Source organism: Microbacterium sp. SSM24 (assembly GCF_025989145.1).
Lineage (GTDB): Bacteria > Actinomycetota > Actinomycetes > Actinomycetales > Microbacteriaceae > Microbacterium.
Genome location: NZ_JAPDNQ010000001.1, coordinates 2,541,823 through 2,559,246, shown reverse-complemented (window position 1 = coordinate 2,559,246; position 17,424 = coordinate 2,541,823). Strand labels below are relative to the sequence as shown.

Annotated in this window: 15 protein-coding genes; 4 read left to right on the top strand and 11 right to left on the bottom strand. The window is 71.0% G+C overall.

Translation table 11 applies throughout. The features are described 5' to 3' along the window. Window positions 1–6: 6 nt before the first annotated feature. The 4 genes from hisH to OL358_RS11800 all read right to left on the bottom strand — a co-directional run bounded on the left by hisH (window position 7) and on the right by OL358_RS11800 (window position 2,757). A complete protein-coding gene (gene hisH, locus OL358_RS11815) occupies window positions 7–657 on the bottom strand; it encodes an imidazole glycerol phosphate synthase subunit HisH (protein ID WP_264710160.1) in 651 nt (216 codons plus the stop codon). Beyond that, the gene (gene hisB, locus OL358_RS11810) at window positions 654–1,262 is read right to left on the bottom strand and encodes an imidazoleglycerol-phosphate dehydratase HisB (protein WP_264710159.1); all 609 of its coding nucleotides are present in this window, start codon (window positions 1,260–1,262) and stop codon (window positions 654–656) included. Before hisB ends, hisH begins: the two co-directional genes overlap by 4 nt. Beyond that, entirely contained in the window at window positions 1,259–2,296 is a 1,038-nt protein-coding gene (locus OL358_RS11805) for a histidinol-phosphate transaminase (RefSeq protein ID WP_413631515.1), read from the bottom strand. Before OL358_RS11805 ends, hisB begins: the two co-directional genes overlap by 4 nt. Before the next feature lie 71 nt (window positions 2,297–2,367). Next, on the bottom strand, window positions 2,368–2,757 hold the full coding sequence (locus OL358_RS11800) for a LysM peptidoglycan-binding domain-containing protein (protein ID WP_264710157.1): 390 nt from the start codon (window positions 2,755–2,757) through the stop codon (window positions 2,368–2,370). Window positions 2,758–3,029: 272 nt separating this feature from the next. On the opposite strand from OL358_RS11800, the gene lexA reads away from it, so the two are divergent. Together lexA and OL358_RS11790 are read left to right on the top strand one after the other, a co-directional pair. Next, a complete protein-coding gene (gene lexA / locus OL358_RS11795) occupies window positions 3,030–3,710 on the top strand; it encodes a transcriptional repressor LexA (protein WP_264710156.1) in 681 nt (226 codons plus the stop codon). A gap of 57 nt (window positions 3,711–3,767) precedes the next feature. After that, window positions 3,768–5,225: a hypothetical protein gene (locus OL358_RS11790; protein WP_264710155.1), complete on the top strand. Its 1,458-nt coding sequence runs from the start codon at window positions 3,768–3,770 to the stop codon at window positions 5,223–5,225. On the opposite strand, the gene metE is transcribed toward OL358_RS11790, so the two are convergent. Together metE and OL358_RS11780 are read right to left on the bottom strand one after the other, a co-directional pair. After that, window positions 5,222–7,558 carry a 5-methyltetrahydropteroyltriglutamate--homocysteine S-methyltransferase gene (metE, locus tag OL358_RS11785; protein ID WP_264710154.1) on the bottom strand — a complete coding sequence of 779 codons (2,337 nt, stop codon included), beginning with the start codon at window positions 7,556–7,558 and terminating at the stop codon, window positions 5,222–5,224. The genes OL358_RS11790 and metE overlap by 4 nt on opposite strands. Then, entirely contained in the window at window positions 7,555–8,514 is a 960-nt protein-coding gene (locus OL358_RS11780; RefSeq protein ID WP_264710153.1) for a methylenetetrahydrofolate reductase, read from the bottom strand. The genes metE and OL358_RS11780 overlap by 4 nt, the downstream gene beginning before the upstream one ends. A 227-nt stretch (window positions 8,515–8,741) precedes the next feature. On the opposite strand from OL358_RS11780, the gene OL358_RS11775 reads away from it, so the two are divergent. Beyond that, the gene (locus tag OL358_RS11775; protein WP_264710152.1) at window positions 8,742–10,661 is read left to right on the top strand and encodes a prolyl oligopeptidase family serine peptidase; all 1,920 of its coding nucleotides are present in this window, start codon (window positions 8,742–8,744) and stop codon (window positions 10,659–10,661) included. Here the strand turns inward: OL358_RS11775 and hflX are convergent. Further along, window positions 10,658–12,187 carry a GTPase HflX gene (gene hflX, locus OL358_RS11770; RefSeq protein ID WP_264710151.1) on the bottom strand — a complete coding sequence of 510 codons (1,530 nt, stop codon included), beginning with the start codon at window positions 12,185–12,187 and terminating at the stop codon, window positions 10,658–10,660. The genes OL358_RS11775 and hflX overlap by 4 nt on opposite strands. A 105-nt stretch (window positions 12,188–12,292) precedes the next feature. Here hflX and OL358_RS11765 point away from each other — a divergent pair, with 105 nt between their 5' ends. Then, on the top strand, window positions 12,293–12,934 hold the full coding sequence (locus tag OL358_RS11765; RefSeq protein WP_264710150.1) for a class I SAM-dependent methyltransferase: 642 nt from the start codon (window positions 12,293–12,295) through the stop codon (window positions 12,932–12,934). A gap of 23 nt (window positions 12,935–12,957) precedes the next feature. On the opposite strand, the gene dapF is transcribed toward OL358_RS11765, so the two are convergent. The 4 genes from dapF to OL358_RS11745 form a co-directional block, all read right to left on the bottom strand. After that, complete coding sequence (dapF, locus tag OL358_RS11760) at window positions 12,958–13,827, bottom strand: diaminopimelate epimerase (RefSeq protein WP_264710149.1); 870 nt, start codon at window positions 13,825–13,827, stop codon at window positions 12,958–12,960. A 41-nt stretch (window positions 13,828–13,868) separates the two neighbouring features. After that, complete coding sequence (gene miaA / locus OL358_RS11755) at window positions 13,869–14,795, bottom strand: tRNA (adenosine(37)-N6)-dimethylallyltransferase MiaA (RefSeq protein WP_264710148.1); 927 nt, start codon at window positions 14,793–14,795, stop codon at window positions 13,869–13,871. Next, entirely contained in the window at window positions 14,792–16,342 is a 1,551-nt protein-coding gene (gene miaB, locus OL358_RS11750; RefSeq protein ID WP_413631465.1) for a tRNA (N6-isopentenyl adenosine(37)-C2)-methylthiotransferase MiaB, read from the bottom strand. The genes miaA and miaB overlap by 4 nt, the downstream gene beginning before the upstream one ends. 147 nt (window positions 16,343–16,489) lie before the next feature. Beyond that, complete coding sequence (locus tag OL358_RS11745; protein WP_264710147.1) at window positions 16,490–17,320, bottom strand: regulatory protein RecX; 831 nt, start codon at window positions 17,318–17,320, stop codon at window positions 16,490–16,492. Window positions 17,321–17,424: the final 104 nt, after the last annotated feature.

The window sequence follows — 17,424 nt, the reverse complement described above, 5'->3', positions numbered from 1 at the left end:
ACGATCTCAGAGGGTAGCCCCGCCGAGGCCGTCGATCCAATTCGCGAGAAGCCGGATGCCGGCATCCCCCGATTTCTCGGGATGGAACTGGGTCGCCGACAGCGGCCCGTTCTCGACCGCTGCCAGGAACGGCTGACCGTACGTGCACCACGTGAGGGCGGGCTGCGGGAAAGGCGGCTGGACATCGAGGGTCCAGTGCTGCGCGCCGAACGAGTGGACGAAGTAGAACCGTTCATCCTCGATGCCGCGGAACAGACGCGACCCCTCGCCCGGATCGACGGTGTTCCAGCCCATGTGGGGCAGCACCGCCGCGTCGAGCTCTGTGACGGCTCCCGGCCACTCCCCCATGCCCTCGGTGTCGACGCCGCGCTCGACGCCGCGTTCGAACAGCACCTGCATCCCGACGCAGATGCCCAGGACGGGTCGTCCGCCGGCCAGTCGGCGCTCGATGAGCTCGTCGCCGCGGCTCGCGCGCAGCGCGTCCATCACGGCGCTGTACGCTCCGACCCCAGGCACGACAAGACCATCCGCATCACGGATGAGTCCGCGATCGGAGGTCAGGCGCGCATCCGCGCCGGCCGCGTCGAGGGCCTTGACCGCGGAGTGGACGTTGCCGGAACCGTAGTCCAGCACCGCGACGAGGGGCCTGGAGCTCACAGAGCACCCTTCGTGCTGGGGATGCCGTCGACGAGCGGATCGAGTGCCTTGGCCTGCCGGAACGCGCGCGCGAACGCCTTGTATTCCGCTTCGGCGATGTGATGGGGATCGCGTCCGGAGATGACCCGGACGTGCACGGTGAGCGCCGCGTTGAATGCGATCGCCTCGAAGGTGTGCCGCACGAGGGAGCCGGTGAAGTGACCGCCGATGAGGTGGTGCTCGAATCCTGCGGGTTCCCCGGTGTGCACGAGGTAGGGTCGCCCGCTGATGTCGACCACGGCCTGTGCGAGCGCCTCGTCGAGAGGGACGAGCGCGTCTCCGTAGCGGGAGATGCCCGACTTGTCGCCGAGGGCCTCGCGGATCGCCTGCCCCAGCACGATCGAGATGTCCTCGACGGTGTGGTGGGCGTCGATGTCGGTGTCGCCGGACGCGCGCACGGTGAGATCGGTGAGCGAGTGCTTCGCGAACGCCGTGAGCAGGTGGTCGAAGAACGGCACCGTGGTGTCGATGCGGCTGCGACCGGAGCCGTCGAGGTCGAGTTCGAGCTCGACGGTGGACTCGCTCGTGGAGCGGCGGATGGACGCGGTACGCGGAGCGGCGCTCATGCGTTCGATCCTAGCGAGGCGAGCGCGTCGAGGAACGCCGTCGTCTCGTCCTCGGTGCCTGCCGTGACGCGGAGGTGCTGCGCGATCCCGACGTCGCGGATCAGCACGCCGCGGTCGTACAGCGCGCGCCAGGTGGCCGCCGGATCGGTGACACCGCCGAAGAGGACGAAGTTCGTCCAGGATGCGTGCGGCGTGTACCCGAGCGCGTCGAGCGTGGCCGAGATGCGGTCGCGCTGCGAGACGATCTCATCGACCATGCTCAGCATCGTGGGAGCGTGACGAAGAGCAGCGGATGCCGCGGCCTGCGTCAGCGCACTCAGGTGGTACGGGAGTCGCACCAGGCGGAGCGCGTCGACGAACGCCGGATCGGCGGCGAGGTAGCCGACGCGGGCGCCTGCGAAGGCGAACGCCTTGCTCATCGTGCGCGACACCACCAGGCGCTCCCGGCCGGGCAGGAGGGTGAGGGCTGACCGTTCGTCGCGGGGCGCGAACTCGAAGTACGCCTCATCGACCACGACGACCCCGGCGGTCGCGTCGTACACCGCTTCGATGACGTCGAGGCCGAGCGGCGTTCCGGTCGGATTGTTGGGGGCGCAGAGGAAGACGACGTCGGGCGCGGCATCCGCCACCTGCACGGCCGCATCGGAGGCGTCGACCGTGTAGTCGGCGCCTCGCGTGCCCGCGATCCACTCGGCGCCGGTGGCGCGCGCGAGGAGGGGGTACATCGAGTAGGTCGGGGCGAAGCCGAACGCTGTGCGTCCTGGCCCCGCGAACGCCTGGAGGACGTGCTGCAGGACCTCATTCGACCCGTTCGCGGCCCAGATCTGCTCGCGCGTGAGACCGTGACCCAGGTAGTCGGCGAATCCTTCGCGAAGCGCGGTGAACTCTCGATCCGGGTAGCGGTTGACATCGCCCAGCGCGAGCGCGAGCGAGTCCATGATGTCGTCGGCGACCTCCTGCGGAACGGGATGCGTGTTCTCGTTCACATTGAGCGCGACCGGCAGCGGCGCCTGCGGCGCGCCGTAGGGCGTCATACCGCGCAGATCATCACGCAGGGGCAGGTCTTCGAGGCGGGGACTCACCCCTCCCATGGTAGAGCGCGGAGTCAGCGCCCTGTGGCGTATTCCGCCGGGATGGCCAGACTCTGCCCCGCCTGGAGCGTCACGCCCTCGAGCGCGTTGAGGCGGACGATGGCATCGACGACGTCACGCGGGTCGGACTGCGGTGCGACCTCTTCTGCGATCGTCCACAGCGAGTCGCCGTACGACACGGTCACCGTCTCGAAGGAGCCGGCCGGCGCGCCTGTGTCGCGGGACGCGAGAGCGGACCCGCCCGAGATCATGGCCACCGCGATCGCGATGATGGCCGGGAGGGCCGCGACCGTCGCCAGCACACGGCGTCCGCGCACCGTCAGACGCAGGCGCGTGCCGCGCCCTGCCGCTGCGAACGCGCGTGCGTTCAGTGCCGGTGATGTCGTGATGCTGATCGCGGTCATGATCTGCTCCTCGTGGTGGGGGGAGGTTCGCATCCGCCGCTCGGCCGGGAGCGGGGGATGCGAACCTCTGTACCGAAGCTATCTTCGATGGTCTAGGATGTCAACAGCCGGATCTGACGACGATCCATCGAACGCGACACGCGGTGACGCTGCCCTGCTCGACGGTCGAAGCCGGATACGGTTTCGATACGAGTACCCCACCACGGGCCTCCGACATTCGAAGACCGCTGCACTCCACGGGGCCTCCGCGGGCAGTGAGACAGGAGCCGGACATGAGCGACGCCACCGGGCGCGAGCGACCGCAGACGCGGCGCCGCAAGAGCCTGAGCGACAAGCAGCGCGCCATCCTCGAGGTCATCCAGCTCTCGATCGTCCGGCACGGCTATCCGCCGAGCATGCGCGAGATCGGCGACGCCGTCGGCCTCAAGTCGCTCTCCAGCGTCACCCACCAGCTCAACCAGCTCGAGCTGAGCGGCTACCTGCGGCGCGACGCCGGCAAGACGCGGGCGATGGAGGTGCTGATCGACCTCCCGGGCCTCGCGACCGAGAATCCGGCCGACTTCGCCCCGTCGGTCGGCGACGCCGCCCTCGTGCCGCTCGTCGGCCGCATCGCCGCAGGTGTGCCGATCACGGCGGAGCAGCAGGTGGAGGAGATCTTCCCGCTTCCCCGGCAGCTCGTCGGCAAGGGCGACCTGTTCATGCTGAAGGTGTCGGGAGAGTCGATGATCGATGCCGCCATCTGCGACGGCGACTGGGTCGTGGTGCGCTCCCAGCCCTCCGCCGACAACGGCGACATCGTCGCGGCGATGCTCGACGGCGAGGCAACGGTCAAGACGTTCCGCCAGCGAGACGGCCACACCTGGCTCCTCCCGCGCAACTCCGCGTTCGAGCCCATCCTCGGCGACGACGCCGTCGTGCTCGGCAAGGTCGTGGCGGTGCTGCGCGCGGTCTGATCACCCGTGGCGGGTGATCCTTAGCGCAGCGGGCCGCCGGTCGGCCAGAATGGCGCCATGAGCGACATCGACACCGCGGACACGCAGGCCCTGACCGCGCGCATCCGCGAGCTGGAGTCCGAGAACGCGCGCCTCGCCGGCGATCCTGGGCCCGCGGCGCGCCGCCCGACAGGCGGCCGGTGGCGCGCGATCGTCTCGGCGATCTGCATCATCGTCGCGGCGATCCTCGTCCCCGTGTCGATCGTCTCGGCGTGGGCGCGTGTGCAGCTGGTCGAGGAGGACGCGTTCGTGGCGACCCTCGCCCCGCTCGTGGATGACGCCGCCGTGCAGGCGATGATCATCGACGAGACGATGGAGGCGGTCAACGCCAAGGTCGACTTCCATGAGCTGACCGCGGACGTGTTCGACGGCATCGCCTCCATCGACGGCTTCCCGCCGCGCGCCGCGCAGGCACTCACCATGCTTCAGGCGCCCGCCGCCGACGGCCTCGAGAACCTCGTCACCACGGCGGTGACCCGCGTCGTGGAGTCGGATGCCTTCTCCGACGTCTGGGCGACGGCCACACGCGCCGCGCACCGAGCCCTCACGACCGCAGCGACGTCGGACGGCGGCGGACTCGTCGTCCGCACCGACGAAGGCGTCGGCATCCAGGTCGGAGCGATCGTCGACAACGTCAAGCAGCGCCTCACCGATCGCGGGGTCAGCGCCGCTCAGCTCATCCCCGCCGTCGACCACGTCGTCATCATCGGCAAGGGCGACAACCTCGCCGCGATCCGCACCGCGTACGCGCTGGCCACGACGCTCGGCTGGTGGCTGCCGGTCATCACCCTCGCACTGTTCGGCCTCGGCATCGCGCTCGCACGGCGACGCAGCGTCGCCGTGCTCGGCACAGGACTCGGCATCGCGATCGGCGCGGGGGCTCTCGCTGCGACGCTAGCGATCGGCGACACTGCGATGGGCATCGTCGCCGGCGATCTCGGCCTCTCCCCCTCGGCGCTCGACGTCATCTACGCACAGCTCGTCGGCTCGATGACCCAGACCGCCGTCGTGCTGAGCGTGCTCGGCGTGTTCGTCGCGATCCTCGGCTGGGCGATGGGACGCTCCCGCGCCGCAGAGGGCGCGCGCGGCGCCGTGCGCGGCATGAACTCGTCCGCTCGGCGCCAGCTCGCCTCTCGCGGACTCGACACCGGCGGCTTCGGCGGGTGGCTCGCGCGCTACAAGGTGCTCGTGCGCACAGTCATCGCAGTCCTCGCGGTGCTGTGGCTCTTCGCGCTGCGACCGCTGTCGTTCGGGGATGTCATCCTCGTGATCGTGGTCGCGTTCGTGGCCGCGTGGATCCTCGAGCTCCTGCAGCGGCGCGCCGAGGAGCACGGCGAGGCGGAGGTCGAGGCGACCGAGGTCATCGATCCCGACGCGGTCGTCGTCGCCGAAGAGGTCGTGGTGGTGGAAACGGCGGATGCCGCGACCGCAGGGGCCGCGGCATCCGCTTCGTCCAAGAAGGGCGCGAAGGGCTAGACCGCCGCACCGACCTTGTCGCGGATCGACCGCGTCGCCTCGATGATGTTGCGCAGGGACTCGACGGTCTCGTCGTAGCCGCGGGTCTTGAGACCGCAGTCCGGGTTGACCCACACCTGGCGCAGCGGCAGCTCGGTCGCGGCGCGGTCGAGCAGGTCGGCGACCTCGGCCACCGACGGCACGCGCGGCGAGTGGATGTCGTACACACCGGGACCGACGCCGTGGGTGAAGCCCGACGCGGCGATGTCGCCGATGACCTCGCCACGACTGCGCGCGGCCTCGATCGACGTGACGTCGGCGTCGAGCGCCGCGATCGCGTCGATGACGACGTCGAACTCCGAGTAGCAGAGGTGCGTGTGCACCTGCGTGGCCTCGGCCGCACCGGCCGTCGCGAGACGGAACGATCCGACCGACCACTCGAGGTACGAGGGCTGAGCGGCCTTCTTGAGCGGGAGCAGCTCGCGCAGCGCCGGCTCATCGACCTGGATGACCGCGATGCCGGCGGCCTCGAGGTCGGCGATCTCGTCGCGCAGGGCGAGTGCGACCTGGTTGGCGGTGTCGGCGAGCGGCTGGTCGTCGCGCACGAACGACCACGCGAGGATCGTCACCGGCCCGGTGAGCATGCCCTTCATGGGCTTCTCGGTGAGCGACTGCGCGAAGGCCGACCATGCGACCGTGATCGGGGCCGGACGCGACACGTCGCCCCACAGGATCGACGGACGCGTCGCGCGCGAGCCGTACGACTGCACCCACCCGTTCTCGGTCACGTCGAAGCCGTCGAGGTTCTCGGCGAAGTACTGCACCATGTCGTTGCGCTCGGCTTCGCCGTGAACGAGCACGTCGAGCCCGAGATCCTCCTGCAGCGTGACGACGCGCGCGATCTCGTCGCGGAGGAACTGCTCGTACTCCTCGGTCGTGATCTCGCCCTTGCCGTGGCGGGCTCGTGCACGGCGGATGTCGCCCGTCTGCGGGAACGACCCGATGGTCGTCGTCGGCAGCACGGGGAGGCCGAGCGCGGCATCCTGAGCCGTTACGCGCGCCTCGTAGTCGCCACGATCGAAGTCGCTCTCGGTGAGGGCTGCGGCACGCTCGCGCACGGCACCGTCGCGCACGCCCGGGGCGCTCTGACGGTCGGCGAGAGCAGCGGATGCCGCAGCCACGTCCTCGGCGATGGCGGGAGCTCCCTCGGCGAGGCCGCGGGCGAGGGTGACGACCTGCCCCGTCTTCTGGTCAGCGAAGGCGAGCCACGAGGCGAGGCGCGGATCGAGGGCGGACTCGTCGGCGACGTCGTGCGGAACGTGCTGCAGCGACGTCGAGGTGCCGGCCGAGACCTGCGCTGCGCCGAGCTCCTGCAGCGCCTCGAGCGTGGCCCATGCGCCGGCCAGATCGCCGCGCCAGATGTTGCGGCCGTCGATCACGCCGCCCACGAGGACCTTGCCCTCGATGCCGGGCACGGCCGCGGGCACGGCCCCACGCGTGAGGTCGATCGCGAGCGCCTCGACCGGCGAGGCGGCCAGGGCGGTCCACGCCTCGGCGGAGAGCTGGGCGTAGCCGGCGGTCACCAGGATCGCCGGGCGATCGGATGCACCGCCGAGGACGGCGTACGCGCGCTGTGCGGCCGCGGCGAGCGCGGCGGCGGAGGCAGGGAGGCTCTCGCTCACGAGGGCGGGCTCGTCGAGCTGCACCCACTCGGCCCCGGCGGCGCGCAGCGAGGCGAGCAGCTCGGCATAGACGGGCAGAAGGTCGTCCAGCCGGCTGAGCGGGTCGAACCCGTCGGGCGCGGCATCCGTCGCCTTCGCGAGGGCGAGCAGCGTCACCGGACCGACGACGACGGGACGCACGATGAAGCCGTCGGCCTTGGCCTCGGCCACCTGGCGGGCGAATCGGTCGGTCGACAGGGCGAACCGGGTCTCGGGACCGATCTCGGGCACGAGGTAGTGGTAGTTCGTGTCGAACCACTTGGTCATCTCGAGCGGGGCGTTCTCACCGGCGCCGCGCGCGGCCGTGAAGTACGCGTCGAGTCCGATCGTTCCGTCGACCCCCCGCAGGTCGGCGAAACGCTCGGGGAGGGCGCCGACGGCGAGCGCGGCATCGAGGACCTGGTCGTAGTACGAGAACGACTCGGGGATCGACGAGTCGTCGCGGCCGAAGCCCAGCTCGGCGAGGCGCTCACGCGTCGAGCGACGCAGGTCGGCCGCGGTGGCCTCGAGCGTCTGCTCGTCGGTCTTGCCGCTCCAATGCGATTCGACCGCGCGCTTGAGCTCGCGACGGCGTCCGATGCGCGGGTAGCCGAGGATCGTTCCGCGGGGGAACTCGGGGGTGGTGTCGGTCATCGTGCGGCCTCCTGTTCGAGGGGGTGGGTGAGGATGCCGGCGTCGCGGAGTACCGCGAGCACCGTGTCGTGGCTGTTGAACGCGTAGAGGTGGACGCCCGGGGCACCACCGGCGACGACGTCGCGGGCGAGATCTGCGGCGTATGCGACGCCGACCGCGCGCTGTCCCTCGAGCGTCGGCTCGACCTCGAGGGCGATCGCGAGTTCGGAGGGCAGTTCTTCGCCGCTGAGCTCGAGCACGCGGCGCAGACGCGACGGGGACGTGATCGGCATGATCCCCGGGAGGATCGGAATCGTCACGCCCGCTTCGCGCGCGCGCTGCACGAAAGCGAGGTAGTCGTCGGCGTGGAAGAAGAGCTGCGTGAGGGCGAGCGTGGCACCGGCGGCCTGCTTCGCCAGGAGCGCGTCGATGTGCTCACGCGGATGCCGCGACCGCGGGTGCCCGTTCGGGAACGCCGCCACAGCGATGTCGACCTTCGGACGCGGCTCGACACGCACGGCCCCGGGAACGCCCGGGATCGCCTGTTCGGTGTAGGGCGCGCGCTCCGCCTGGACGCGGTCGATGAGCTGCACGAGCTGCGCCGAGCTCTCCAGGTCGCCCAGGAACGCCTCGCCTTCGGCGGCACCCGCCGGCGGGTCGCCGCGCAGCGCGAGGAAGCTCGTGACCCCGGCGTCGAGGAACTCCCGGATCAGCGCGTTCGCCCCGGCATAGGTGTTGCCGACGCACGTCAGGTGCGCCAGAGGAGCCACCGGCGTCTCGCGAAGGATGTGCCGCAGCAGGTCGAGCGAGCGCCCGCCGGTCGAGCCGCCCGCGCCGTAGGTGACCGAGATGAATCGAGGTCCGGCCGCGGCCAGGCGCCGGATCGTCTCGTGCAGCGCGAGGGTCCCCGCCTCGGACTTCGGCGGGTACACCTCGAACGAGAACGGCACCGGAGGGGCGCTGAGATCGATCGACATGGCGTGCTCTCGGGTCGGGGGACGGAGGCCGGGCGGCCGCGGACGGGCGCGCCGCCCGGAGACCGGGGACGCGGTGTCATCGCGGGCGGGTGCCGGGCTCGGCTGTCGCTCCCTGCCCGGAGGTATGCGACCCGGGCGACGATGGGTCCAAGCTAGCCGAGCGCCGCACGCCGACCCCGTCCTGTGACCTTGTGTTTCGAGGAACCGTTTCGCCGTAGCGTGGTCTCGTGAGCACTCCTCTGCCCTACGGAACCTGGCCGTCCCCGCTGTCGGCGCGGGCGGTGTCGGCGGCTTCGCCCCGCATCGAGGGGGCGCGGTACGTCGGCGACGAGGTCTGGTGGGGCGAGACCGTCGCCGAGGAGGCGGGGCGCAGCGCGGTCCGGCGGCGCGCGGCATCCGGTGTCGTATCCGATGTGATCGCCGCGCCGTGGAGCGCGCGTTCGCGCGTGCACGAATACGGCGGCGGCTCGTGGACGACCGTCGAGGACGACGCACTGGTGTTCGTCGAGAAGACGGATCAGCGGGTGTGGAAGGTCGCCCACGACGGCGCCCCTCGCCCGCTCACGCCCGTCGTGGGCGACACGCGCTTCGGTGGGCTGACATGGCAGCGGGGCCGACTGCTCGCGGTGCGCGAGGTGCACGGGGCATCCGCCGTGCCGCGACGCGACATCGTCGAGATCCCCCTCGACGGAGGGGCGGCGAAGGATGCTGCGCTCCTGTCGTCGCTCGTGGATGACAGCGACTTCCTCGCCCACCCGGGGCTCTCCCCCGACGGCTCGCACCTGGCGTGGATCGCCTGGAACCACCCCGCGATGCCGTGGGACCGCACGGAGCTGCGCGTCGGGCGGCTCGAGGACGGCGTCGTCGCCGAATGGACCACGGTCGCGGGAGGAGAGACCGCACCGCTTCAGCCCCAGTGGACGAGCGACGACGATCTGCTCTACGCCGACGATCCGACCGGCCGCTGGAACCTGTGGAAGCTGCGTCTCACGGCCGATCTCGAACGCCACCCGGTGGCACCCGCCGACGCCGACACGGGCGGCCCCGTCTGGGTGCTCGGTCAGCGCTGGTTCACGGTGCTCGACGACGGACGTGTGCTGGCCATCCGCACCCACGGCGCCGACGAGCTCGTCCTGATCGACGGTGAGAGCGAACGCGGCATCCCGTGCGAAGGCGTGGCGGGACTCTCGATCGAGGACGTTCGCGGCTCCCGCGTGCTGGTGAGCGGTGCCGGCGCCGACGGCACCGCGCTGTGGGACATCGACGTCGATGAGCCGGCATCCACCCGCGCCGTGGTGGGCGGTGCGTCGCCCTGGGGTGCGGAGTGGATGCCGCGCGCCCGCGCCGTCACGTTCGACGGCCCGCGGGGTCCGGTCCATGCCTTCGACTACCCCCCGACGAACCCGGACGTGACGGCTTCGCCCGACGAGAAGCCGCCGTATCTGGTGCTCGTCCACGGTGGCCCGACGGCACATGTCGGGGGCGCGGCATCCGGCAAGATCGCCTTCTTCACGAGCCGCGGAATCGGCGTGCTCGACGTCAACTACGGCGGATCCAGCGGGTACGGCCGCGCATACCGCGAGCGCCTGCTCGGGCAGTGGGGCGTCGTCGACGTCGATGACGTGATCGCCGCAGCCACCGGTCTCGCGGCCGCCGGAATCGCGGACGCGGACCGTCTGGCCATCGCGGGCGGCTCTGCGGGAGGCTGGACCGTGCTGTGCGCACTGACGCTCGCGGACACCTTCGCGGCCGGGATCAGCAGGTACGGGGTGGCCGATCTGCGCCGCCTCGCCGAGGACACCCACGACTTCGAGGCGCGCTACCTGGACTCGATGGTCGGACCGCTGCCGGAGGCGGAGGCGCTGTACGCCGCGCGGTCTCCGCTGTCACGCCTCGACCGGCTGCGGACTCCCCTGCTCATCGAGCAGGGGCTCGAGGACCGGGTCGTGCCGCCCTCGCAGTCCGAGGCGGTGCGGGACGCGCTGAAGGAGAACGGCGTCCCGCACGCCTACCTGGTGTTCGAGGGCGAAGGGCACGGATTCCGTCGGGCGGAGACCGTCGTTCGCCAGCTCGAGGCCGAGATCGCGTTCCTCGGCGTCGTCCTCGGATTCGACCCCGACGGCGTCGAACCCCTCGATCTGGACTAGTTCGAGCGATCGCGCACGAACGGCGCGAGGCGCGCCGCGAGGTGCTCTCCGACGCGGGCGTGCACGGCCGTGCCGCCGGCTTCATGCGACTGCGACAGGATCATGCCCTGCTCGTGGATCGCCGAGACGAGGTCTCCGCGGTCGTACGGCACGAGCACCTCGAGCTCCACCGCCGGAAGCGGGAGAGCCGTCTCGATCGCCGCCCGCAGCTCTTCGATGCCCTCGCCCGTGCGGGACGAGGCGAAGAGCGCCTTCGGCTCGAGCCCGCGCAGCACGAGCCGCGTGTCCTCGTCGATCAGGTCGGCCTTGTTGAAGACCACGAGCTCCGGGATGCCGCGCCCGCCGACGTCGCCGATCACATCTCGCACCGTCGCCAACTGGGCGGCCGGGTCAGGGTGCGAACCGTCGACCACGTGCACGATCACATCGGAGCCGCCGACCTCTTCGAGCGTCGAGCGGAAGGCCTCCACGAGCTGGTGCGGGAGGTTGCGCACGAAGCCGACCGTATCGGTCAGCGTGTACACGCGCCCATCGGTCGTCTCGGAGCGGCGCACCGTGGCATCCAGCGTCGCGAACAGGGCGTTCTCGACGAGCACGCCCGCACTCGTGAGGCGGTTGAGCAGACTCGACTTCCCGGCGTTCGTGTACCCCGCGATCGCCACGGAGGGGATCGTGTTGCGCTTGCGCTCGGCGCGCTTGGCATCGCGCGCGGGCGCGAAGTCGCGGATCTGGCGACGCAGCAGGGCCATCTTGGTGCGGATGCGGCGACGGTCGAGCTCGATCTTCGTCTCACCGGGACCGCGCGAGCCCATGCCGGCGCCGCCGGCACCGACCTGGCCGCCGGCCTGCCGGCTCATCGAGTCACCCCAGCCGCGCAGGCGAGGAAGGAGGTATTCGAGCTGCGCGAGCTCGACCTGCGCCTTGCCTTCCCGGCTCTTGGCGTGCTGGCTGAAGATGTCGAGGATCACGGTCGTCCGGTCGATGACCTTGACCTTCACGACGTCCTCCAGCGCACGCCGCTGGCTCGGCGCGAGCTCCGTGTCGGCGATCACGGTGTCGGCCCCGACCGCCGCGACGATGTCGCGCAGCTCCTGCGCCTTGCCACGGCCGATGTAGGTGGCGGCATCCGGATGCGGGCGCCGCTGCAGCACCGCGTCAAGCACGACCGCTCCGGCGGTCTCGGCGAGGGCTGCCAGTTCGCGCAGCGAGTTCTCGGCATCCTCCTGCGCACCCTGGGGGTGCACACCGACCAGCACGACGTTCTCGAGACGCAGCTGCCGGTACTCGACCTCGGTGACGTCCTCGAGCTCGGTCGAGAGGCCCGGGACCCGGCGCAGCGCGGCGCGCTCCTCGCGATCCCATTGCTCGCCGTCCGTGTCGGCGGTGCCGACCGTGGTCTCGTCCTGCAGCGCCTGCGCGGCGCCGAACACGCGCACCCCGGATCGCGCTTCGGCGCGCGCCAGCACGCGATCCACCGGGTCCACCGGTGTCTCGTCGGTGCTCTGGGGAGTTGTCGTATCCGTCATTCGTTCCTCTCGAAATGATGCTTTCGCGGCCTCATCGGCCGGTTCGAGGCATCCGTGAATTCTAGCCTCCCGTGCCGGGGAGGTCCTCCGCTAGGCTCATCGGTCATGGGGAGCGACCACTACTTCAGTGCGGCGCCCGCCAGTCCCGAGAACCTCCGCCGCATCCGCGTGACCCTCGCCGGCCGCGATGTCGAGGTGACGACCGCGGGCGGTGTCTTCAGCCCCGATCACGTGGACTCGGGCACCGCGGTGCTCTTCGCCAACACTCCCCCGCCCCCGCCCGGCGGCAACCTGCTGGACCTCGGCGCGGGGTGGGGACCCGTCGCCCTCACACTCGCATTCGAGTCCCCCCACGCCACCGTGTGGGCCGTGGACGTGAACGAGCGGGCGCTCGACCTCGTCCGCCGCAATGCCGCCGCGCTCGGCCTCGACAATGTCAACGCCGTGCTGCCCGACGATGTTCCCGACGACATCTCGTTCCGCACGATCCGATCGAACCCGCCGATCCGGGTGGGCAAGAACGAGTTGCACGGACTCCTCGAACGCTGGATCCCCCGCCTCGACGAGCGCGCCGATGCGTGGCTGGTCGTGCAGCGCAACCTCGGATCGGACTCGTTGCAGCGCTGGCTGGCCGCGACGTTCGACCACGGCTACAGCGTCCATCGCGCCGCCACCGGGCGCGGATTCCGCGTGATCAAGGTGCGGCGGCACGGCACCCCGCCGACCGAGGCGATCGAGCTGCCCTGACCCGTCGGGGAACGGGCGCTCGCTCAGGCCAGCGCGACCTCACCCGAATAGACGAGCGTCGCCGGACCGGACAGCAGCACGTGGTGCTCGTCGCCGACGAGCGGCATCCGCACACCCAGCGTGCCGCCGGGCACCTCGACGGTCCAGTGATCCGGCGCGGCCATGCCCGCCCAATGGCGCACCGCGAGAGCCGCGGCCGCGACGCCCGTACCGCAGCTGAGGGTCTCGCCGACGCCGCGCTCGAACACGCGCATGCGAATCGACCCCACGCCCTCGTGCACGAGCGGGTCGCTCGGCACGACGAACTCGACGTTCGCGCCGTGCGGGGGCTCCGGATGCAGCTGCGGCAGCACCGTCAGGTCGAGGCCCTCGAGTTCCCGCACGTCAGGCAGCGCCACGACGATGTGCGGGTTGCCGACGTCGATGCCGAGGCCGGGGCGCGGTGCGCCGATTCCGCGGGCGCGCACGAGCACGTCGTCGCCCTCGATGCGCCACGGTCCGAGGTCGACCTCGAGGCCGAGCTCGCTCCGCGTGACGGTCTTGACGCCGGCGCGCGTGCCGATGGCGAGCGGCTCGCCGTCGAGCGAAGCCCAGCCGACTTCGGCGAGGTACCGGGCGAAGACGCGGATCCCGTTCCCGCACATCTCGGCCGGCGACCCGTCGGCGTTGCGGTAGTCCATGAACCACTCGGCTCCGGCGGCCGCGGCATCCGCCCCCTCGTCGATCGCGCCCGATCGCACGACCCGAAGGGTGCCGTCGGCGCCGATGCCGAATCGTCGGTCGCACAGCACCGCGACCTGGTCGTCGGAGAGCTCGAGTGCGCCGTCGGGATCGGGGATGATGACGAAGTCGTTGCCGGTGCCGTGACCCTTGGTGAACGAGATCTGCGGCATGACCCAAGTCTAGAGGCGCGCGGCGACGCGGCTCGCCGGTGTCAGGGACCCTCGACGAGGTCGGCGACCGGATGCCCCGGCTCGACCCAGCGCACCGCGTCGTAGCGCTTGAACCACGACACCTGCCTGCGCGCGTATCGGCGCGTGAGCGCCTGCGCCTCGGCGATGGCCTCGGACTCGGACTGGCGGCCATCGAGCTGAGCGAGTGCCTGCGCATAGCCGATCGCACGCCGCGCCGTGACGCCGTCCTCCAGACCCGTGACACGGAGGGCGGCGACCTCGTCGAGCAGGCCGTCCCGCCACATCCGCTCCACACGGGCGTCGAGTCGCGCGACGAGCTCCTCGCGTGGCACCGTCACGCCGATCAGCGTCGTCGGATCGTGCCACAGCACCGGCGCGTCGGGCAGAGCGGCGCCGTGGGTGGGGACGCCCTGCGCCAGGACCTCGAGCGCGCGCACGATGCGGCGACCGTTCTTCGGGTCGACCCGGGCGGCGGTGACGGGATCGACGTCTCTCAGGCGGGCGAACAGCATGCCCGGGCCGTGCGCCTCGAGCTCTGCCTCGAGCTCGGCCCGCAGCGCGGCGTCATGCGGCGGGAACCGGAAGTCGAAGACGACGCTCGACACGTAGAGCCCCGATCCGCCGACGAGGATCGCGTCGGCGCCGCGGGCGTGGATCTCGGTGATCACGTCTCGCGCAGCATCCTGGTACCACGCGACCGCCGCGTCGTCGGTCACGTCGAGCGCGTCGAAGAGGTGATGACGGATGCCGCGCCGCTCCGCTTCGGGCAGCTTGGCCGTGCCGATCTCCATGCCGCGGTACAGCTGCATGGCGTCGGCGTTGACGAGCTCGGCCGGGATGCCCCGAGCGAGGAGCGTCTCGGCGAGGTCGAGCGACAGCGCCGTCTTGCCGGTGCCGGTGGCGCCGACGATCCCCCACAGGCGCGGCGGGCTCGGCGGGACGGTCACACGCCGATGCGCAGCGTCGGGAGTCCGAGCGACACGGCGCGCGGCGCGCCGGCGTCGCCAGCCGGCGCCGGGACGCCGCAGGACTCGGCCTGCGTGCGATCCCACGCGTCGCCCGACCGCGTGCGGCGGATGCGCAGCGGTGCGCCGTCCGACGAGTCCGCGAGGAGGTGGAACGGAGCCGCGTGCGTCACGACGACGCTGACGAGGTCGCCGGGACGGGGGATGTCGGACCTTGCGGGCACCTCGAAGTGCACGAGGCGGTTGTCTTCGGCCCGACCGGTCAGTCGGTGCGTCTCGGCGTCCTTCTTGCCCTCGCCGGTAGCGACGAGCACCTGCAGCTCGCGGCCGACCTGCTTCTGGTTCTCTTCGAGCGAGATGCGCTCCTGGAGGGCGATCAGCCGCTCGTAGCGCTCCTGGACGACCGCCTTCGGCACCTGGTCGGGCATCGTCGCCGCCGGTGTGCCCTCGCGGATCGAGTACTGGAAGGTGAATGCGCTCGCGAAGCGGGCCCGCTCGACGACGCGCATGGTGTCTTCGAAGTCCTCGTCGGTCTCGCCGGGGAACCCGACGATGATGTCGGTCGAGATGGCGGCATCCGGCATCTTCGCCCGGACACGGTCGAGGATGCCGAGGAATCGGTCGCTGCGGTAGGACCGGCGCATCGCCTTGAGGATGCGGTCGCTCCCCGACTGCAGCGGCATGTGGAGCTGCGGCATGACGGCGGGGGTCTCGGCCATCGCGTCGATGACGTCGTCGGTGAACGCGGCCGGATGGGGGCTCGTGAAGCGGATGCGTTCGAGTCCGGGGATCTCGCCGGCGGCGCGCAGGAGCTTGCCGAATGCCTGGCGGTCGCCGAACTCGACACCGTAGGAGTTGACGTTCTGACCGAGGAGCGTCACCTCCATCGCGCCGTCGTCGACGAGGAGGCGGATCTCGTTGAGGATGTCGCCGGGACGACGGTCCTTCTCTTTGCCGCGGAGGCTCGGCACGATGCAGAACGTGCAGGTGTTGTTGCACCCGACGGAGATGGACACCCAGCCGCTGTGGATGCTGTCGCGCTTCGTCGGCAGGGTCGACGGGAAGATCTCGAGCGACTCGAGGATCTCGAGCTCGGCCTCGCCGTTGTGCCGCGCGCGCTCGAGGAGGCTCGGCAGGGACCCCATGTTGTGGGTGCCGAACACGACGTCCACCCAGGGAGCCTTCTCCTGGACGGTGTCCTTGTCCATCTGGGCGAGGCAGCCGCCGACCGCGATCTGCATGCCGTCGTGCTTGTCTTTACGCGACTTCAGGTGGCCGAGCGTTCCGTACAGCTTCCCGGCGGCGTTGTCACGCACGGCGCACGTGTTGATGACGACCACATCGGCGTCCTCACCGGTCTCGGCGCGCACGTAGCCGGCGCTCTCGAGCGAACCCGACAGGCGCTCGGAGTCGTGCACGTTCATTTGGCACCCGAACGTGCGCACCTCGTAGGTGCGAGCGCGCCCGTCCGCGCCGTGCGCGGCCTCAGAGGGTGCGATGAGGGTCGGAGAGCTGGACGGCATGGTCATGATGGATGCCATTCTACGAGCCGGTTCTGAGATTTCGGCCCGTGGTGGCGCCGGGGCCGCAGCGTCATCCTGACCCGCGTACGGATGCCGGGGATGAGCGCCGATGCCCGCCGTCGACGGCCTTCGCCGGCGCTCGAGAGCAGTCCCTCAGCGGAAGCGGACGCCGCTCGATCCCGAAGGACGTTCGTCGAGTGCGAGGCGTGCCGCGGTCATGGCGAGCGATCCGCCGTAGCCCCTGCGGGCGAGCTGGCCGGACAGACGACGAAGCGCGGTGTCGCGATCGAGGCTCTGCATCGATCGCGCCTTGCCACGCGCGAACTCCAGCGCCCGCTCGAGGTCGTCGTCGGGCAGTGTCGCGAGCGCCGCATCGGCGATGTCGCGCGGGACGCCGCGCTTGGCCAGCGTCTGCGCGATGAGCTGACGCCCCTGCCCCTTACGGTCGACACCGTTGTGAACGAGCTGCTCGGCCAGCGCCGCGTCGTCGAGGTAGCCGTACTCCTCCATCGACGCGATCACCGCTTCGATCGCTGCGTCGTCGAGGTCGTGCTCACGGAGCGCGGTGCGGGCTTCGGAGACCGAGAGCGATCGGGTGCGCAGCTTCTTGAGGAGCGCCTTCTCGGCGAGGTCGACGCTCGGCTCGTCATCCGCCTCATCGGCGCTCTCGGGTCGGCGGGGCGCGCGGTCGGACGCCCATGTCGGATGCCAGCCGGGAACCGACCGGTCGGAGGCAGACGGCCCCGAAGGGGACACCGGCGGTGGCTGCCCGCCATCTGCACGACCGTGGTCGATGACCGCCTCGAGCGCGTCCCACGCCGCCGCGACCCGCGGGTCGTCGTCCTCATCGAGGACCTCGCGGGAGACGTGCCGTGCCCGACCGGGCTCGGTCGCCCGGCTCGCAGGCTCGGGGCGCTGAGGCACCGGACCACCGAAGAGCGGGATCACGGGGGCGAGCGATTCGCGCTCGCCCCCGTCACTCATAGCCCACCCCGCTTGTTGAGCGACGTCGAAACACTCTTGTTGAGCGACGTCGAAACACTCTTATTGAGCGACGTCGAAACACGCTTGTCGAGCGACGTCGAAAC

Excerpts from the sequence above, each read along its gene's own strand:
- hisB (WP_264710159.1), bottom strand. The coding sequence starts at position 1,262 with ATGAGCGCCGCTCCGCGTACCGCGTCCATCCGCCGCTCCACGAGCGAG.
- OL358_RS11805 (WP_413631515.1), bottom strand. The coding sequence starts at position 2,296 with ATGACGCCCTACGGCGCGCCGCAGGCGCCGCTGCCGGTCGCGCTCAAT.
- OL358_RS11800 (WP_264710157.1), bottom strand. The coding sequence starts at position 2,757 with ATGACCGCGATCAGCATCACGACATCACCGGCACTGAACGCACGCGCG.
- lexA (WP_264710156.1), top strand. The coding sequence starts at position 3,030 with ATGAGCGACGCCACCGGGCGCGAGCGACCGCAGACGCGGCGCCGCAAG.
- OL358_RS11790 (WP_264710155.1), top strand. The coding sequence starts at position 3,768 with ATGAGCGACATCGACACCGCGGACACGCAGGCCCTGACCGCGCGCATC.
- metE (WP_264710154.1), bottom strand. The coding sequence starts at position 7,558 with ATGACCGACACCACCCCCGAGTTCCCCCGCGGAACGATCCTCGGCTAC.
- OL358_RS11780 (WP_264710153.1), bottom strand. The coding sequence starts at position 8,514 with ATGTCGATCGATCTCAGCGCCCCTCCGGTGCCGTTCTCGTTCGAGGTG.
- hflX (WP_264710151.1), bottom strand. The coding sequence starts at position 12,187 with ATGACGGATACGACAACTCCCCAGAGCACCGACGAGACACCGGTGGAC.
- OL358_RS11765 (WP_264710150.1), top strand. The coding sequence starts at position 12,293 with ATGGGGAGCGACCACTACTTCAGTGCGGCGCCCGCCAGTCCCGAGAAC.
- dapF (WP_264710149.1), bottom strand. The coding sequence starts at position 13,827 with ATGCCGCAGATCTCGTTCACCAAGGGTCACGGCACCGGCAACGACTTC.
- miaB (WP_413631465.1), bottom strand. The coding sequence starts at position 16,342 with ATGACCATGCCGTCCAGCTCTCCGACCCTCATCGCACCCTCTGAGGCC.
- OL358_RS11745 (WP_264710147.1), bottom strand. The coding sequence starts at position 17,320 with ATGAGTGACGGGGGCGAGCGCGAATCGCTCGCCCCCGTGATCCCGCTC.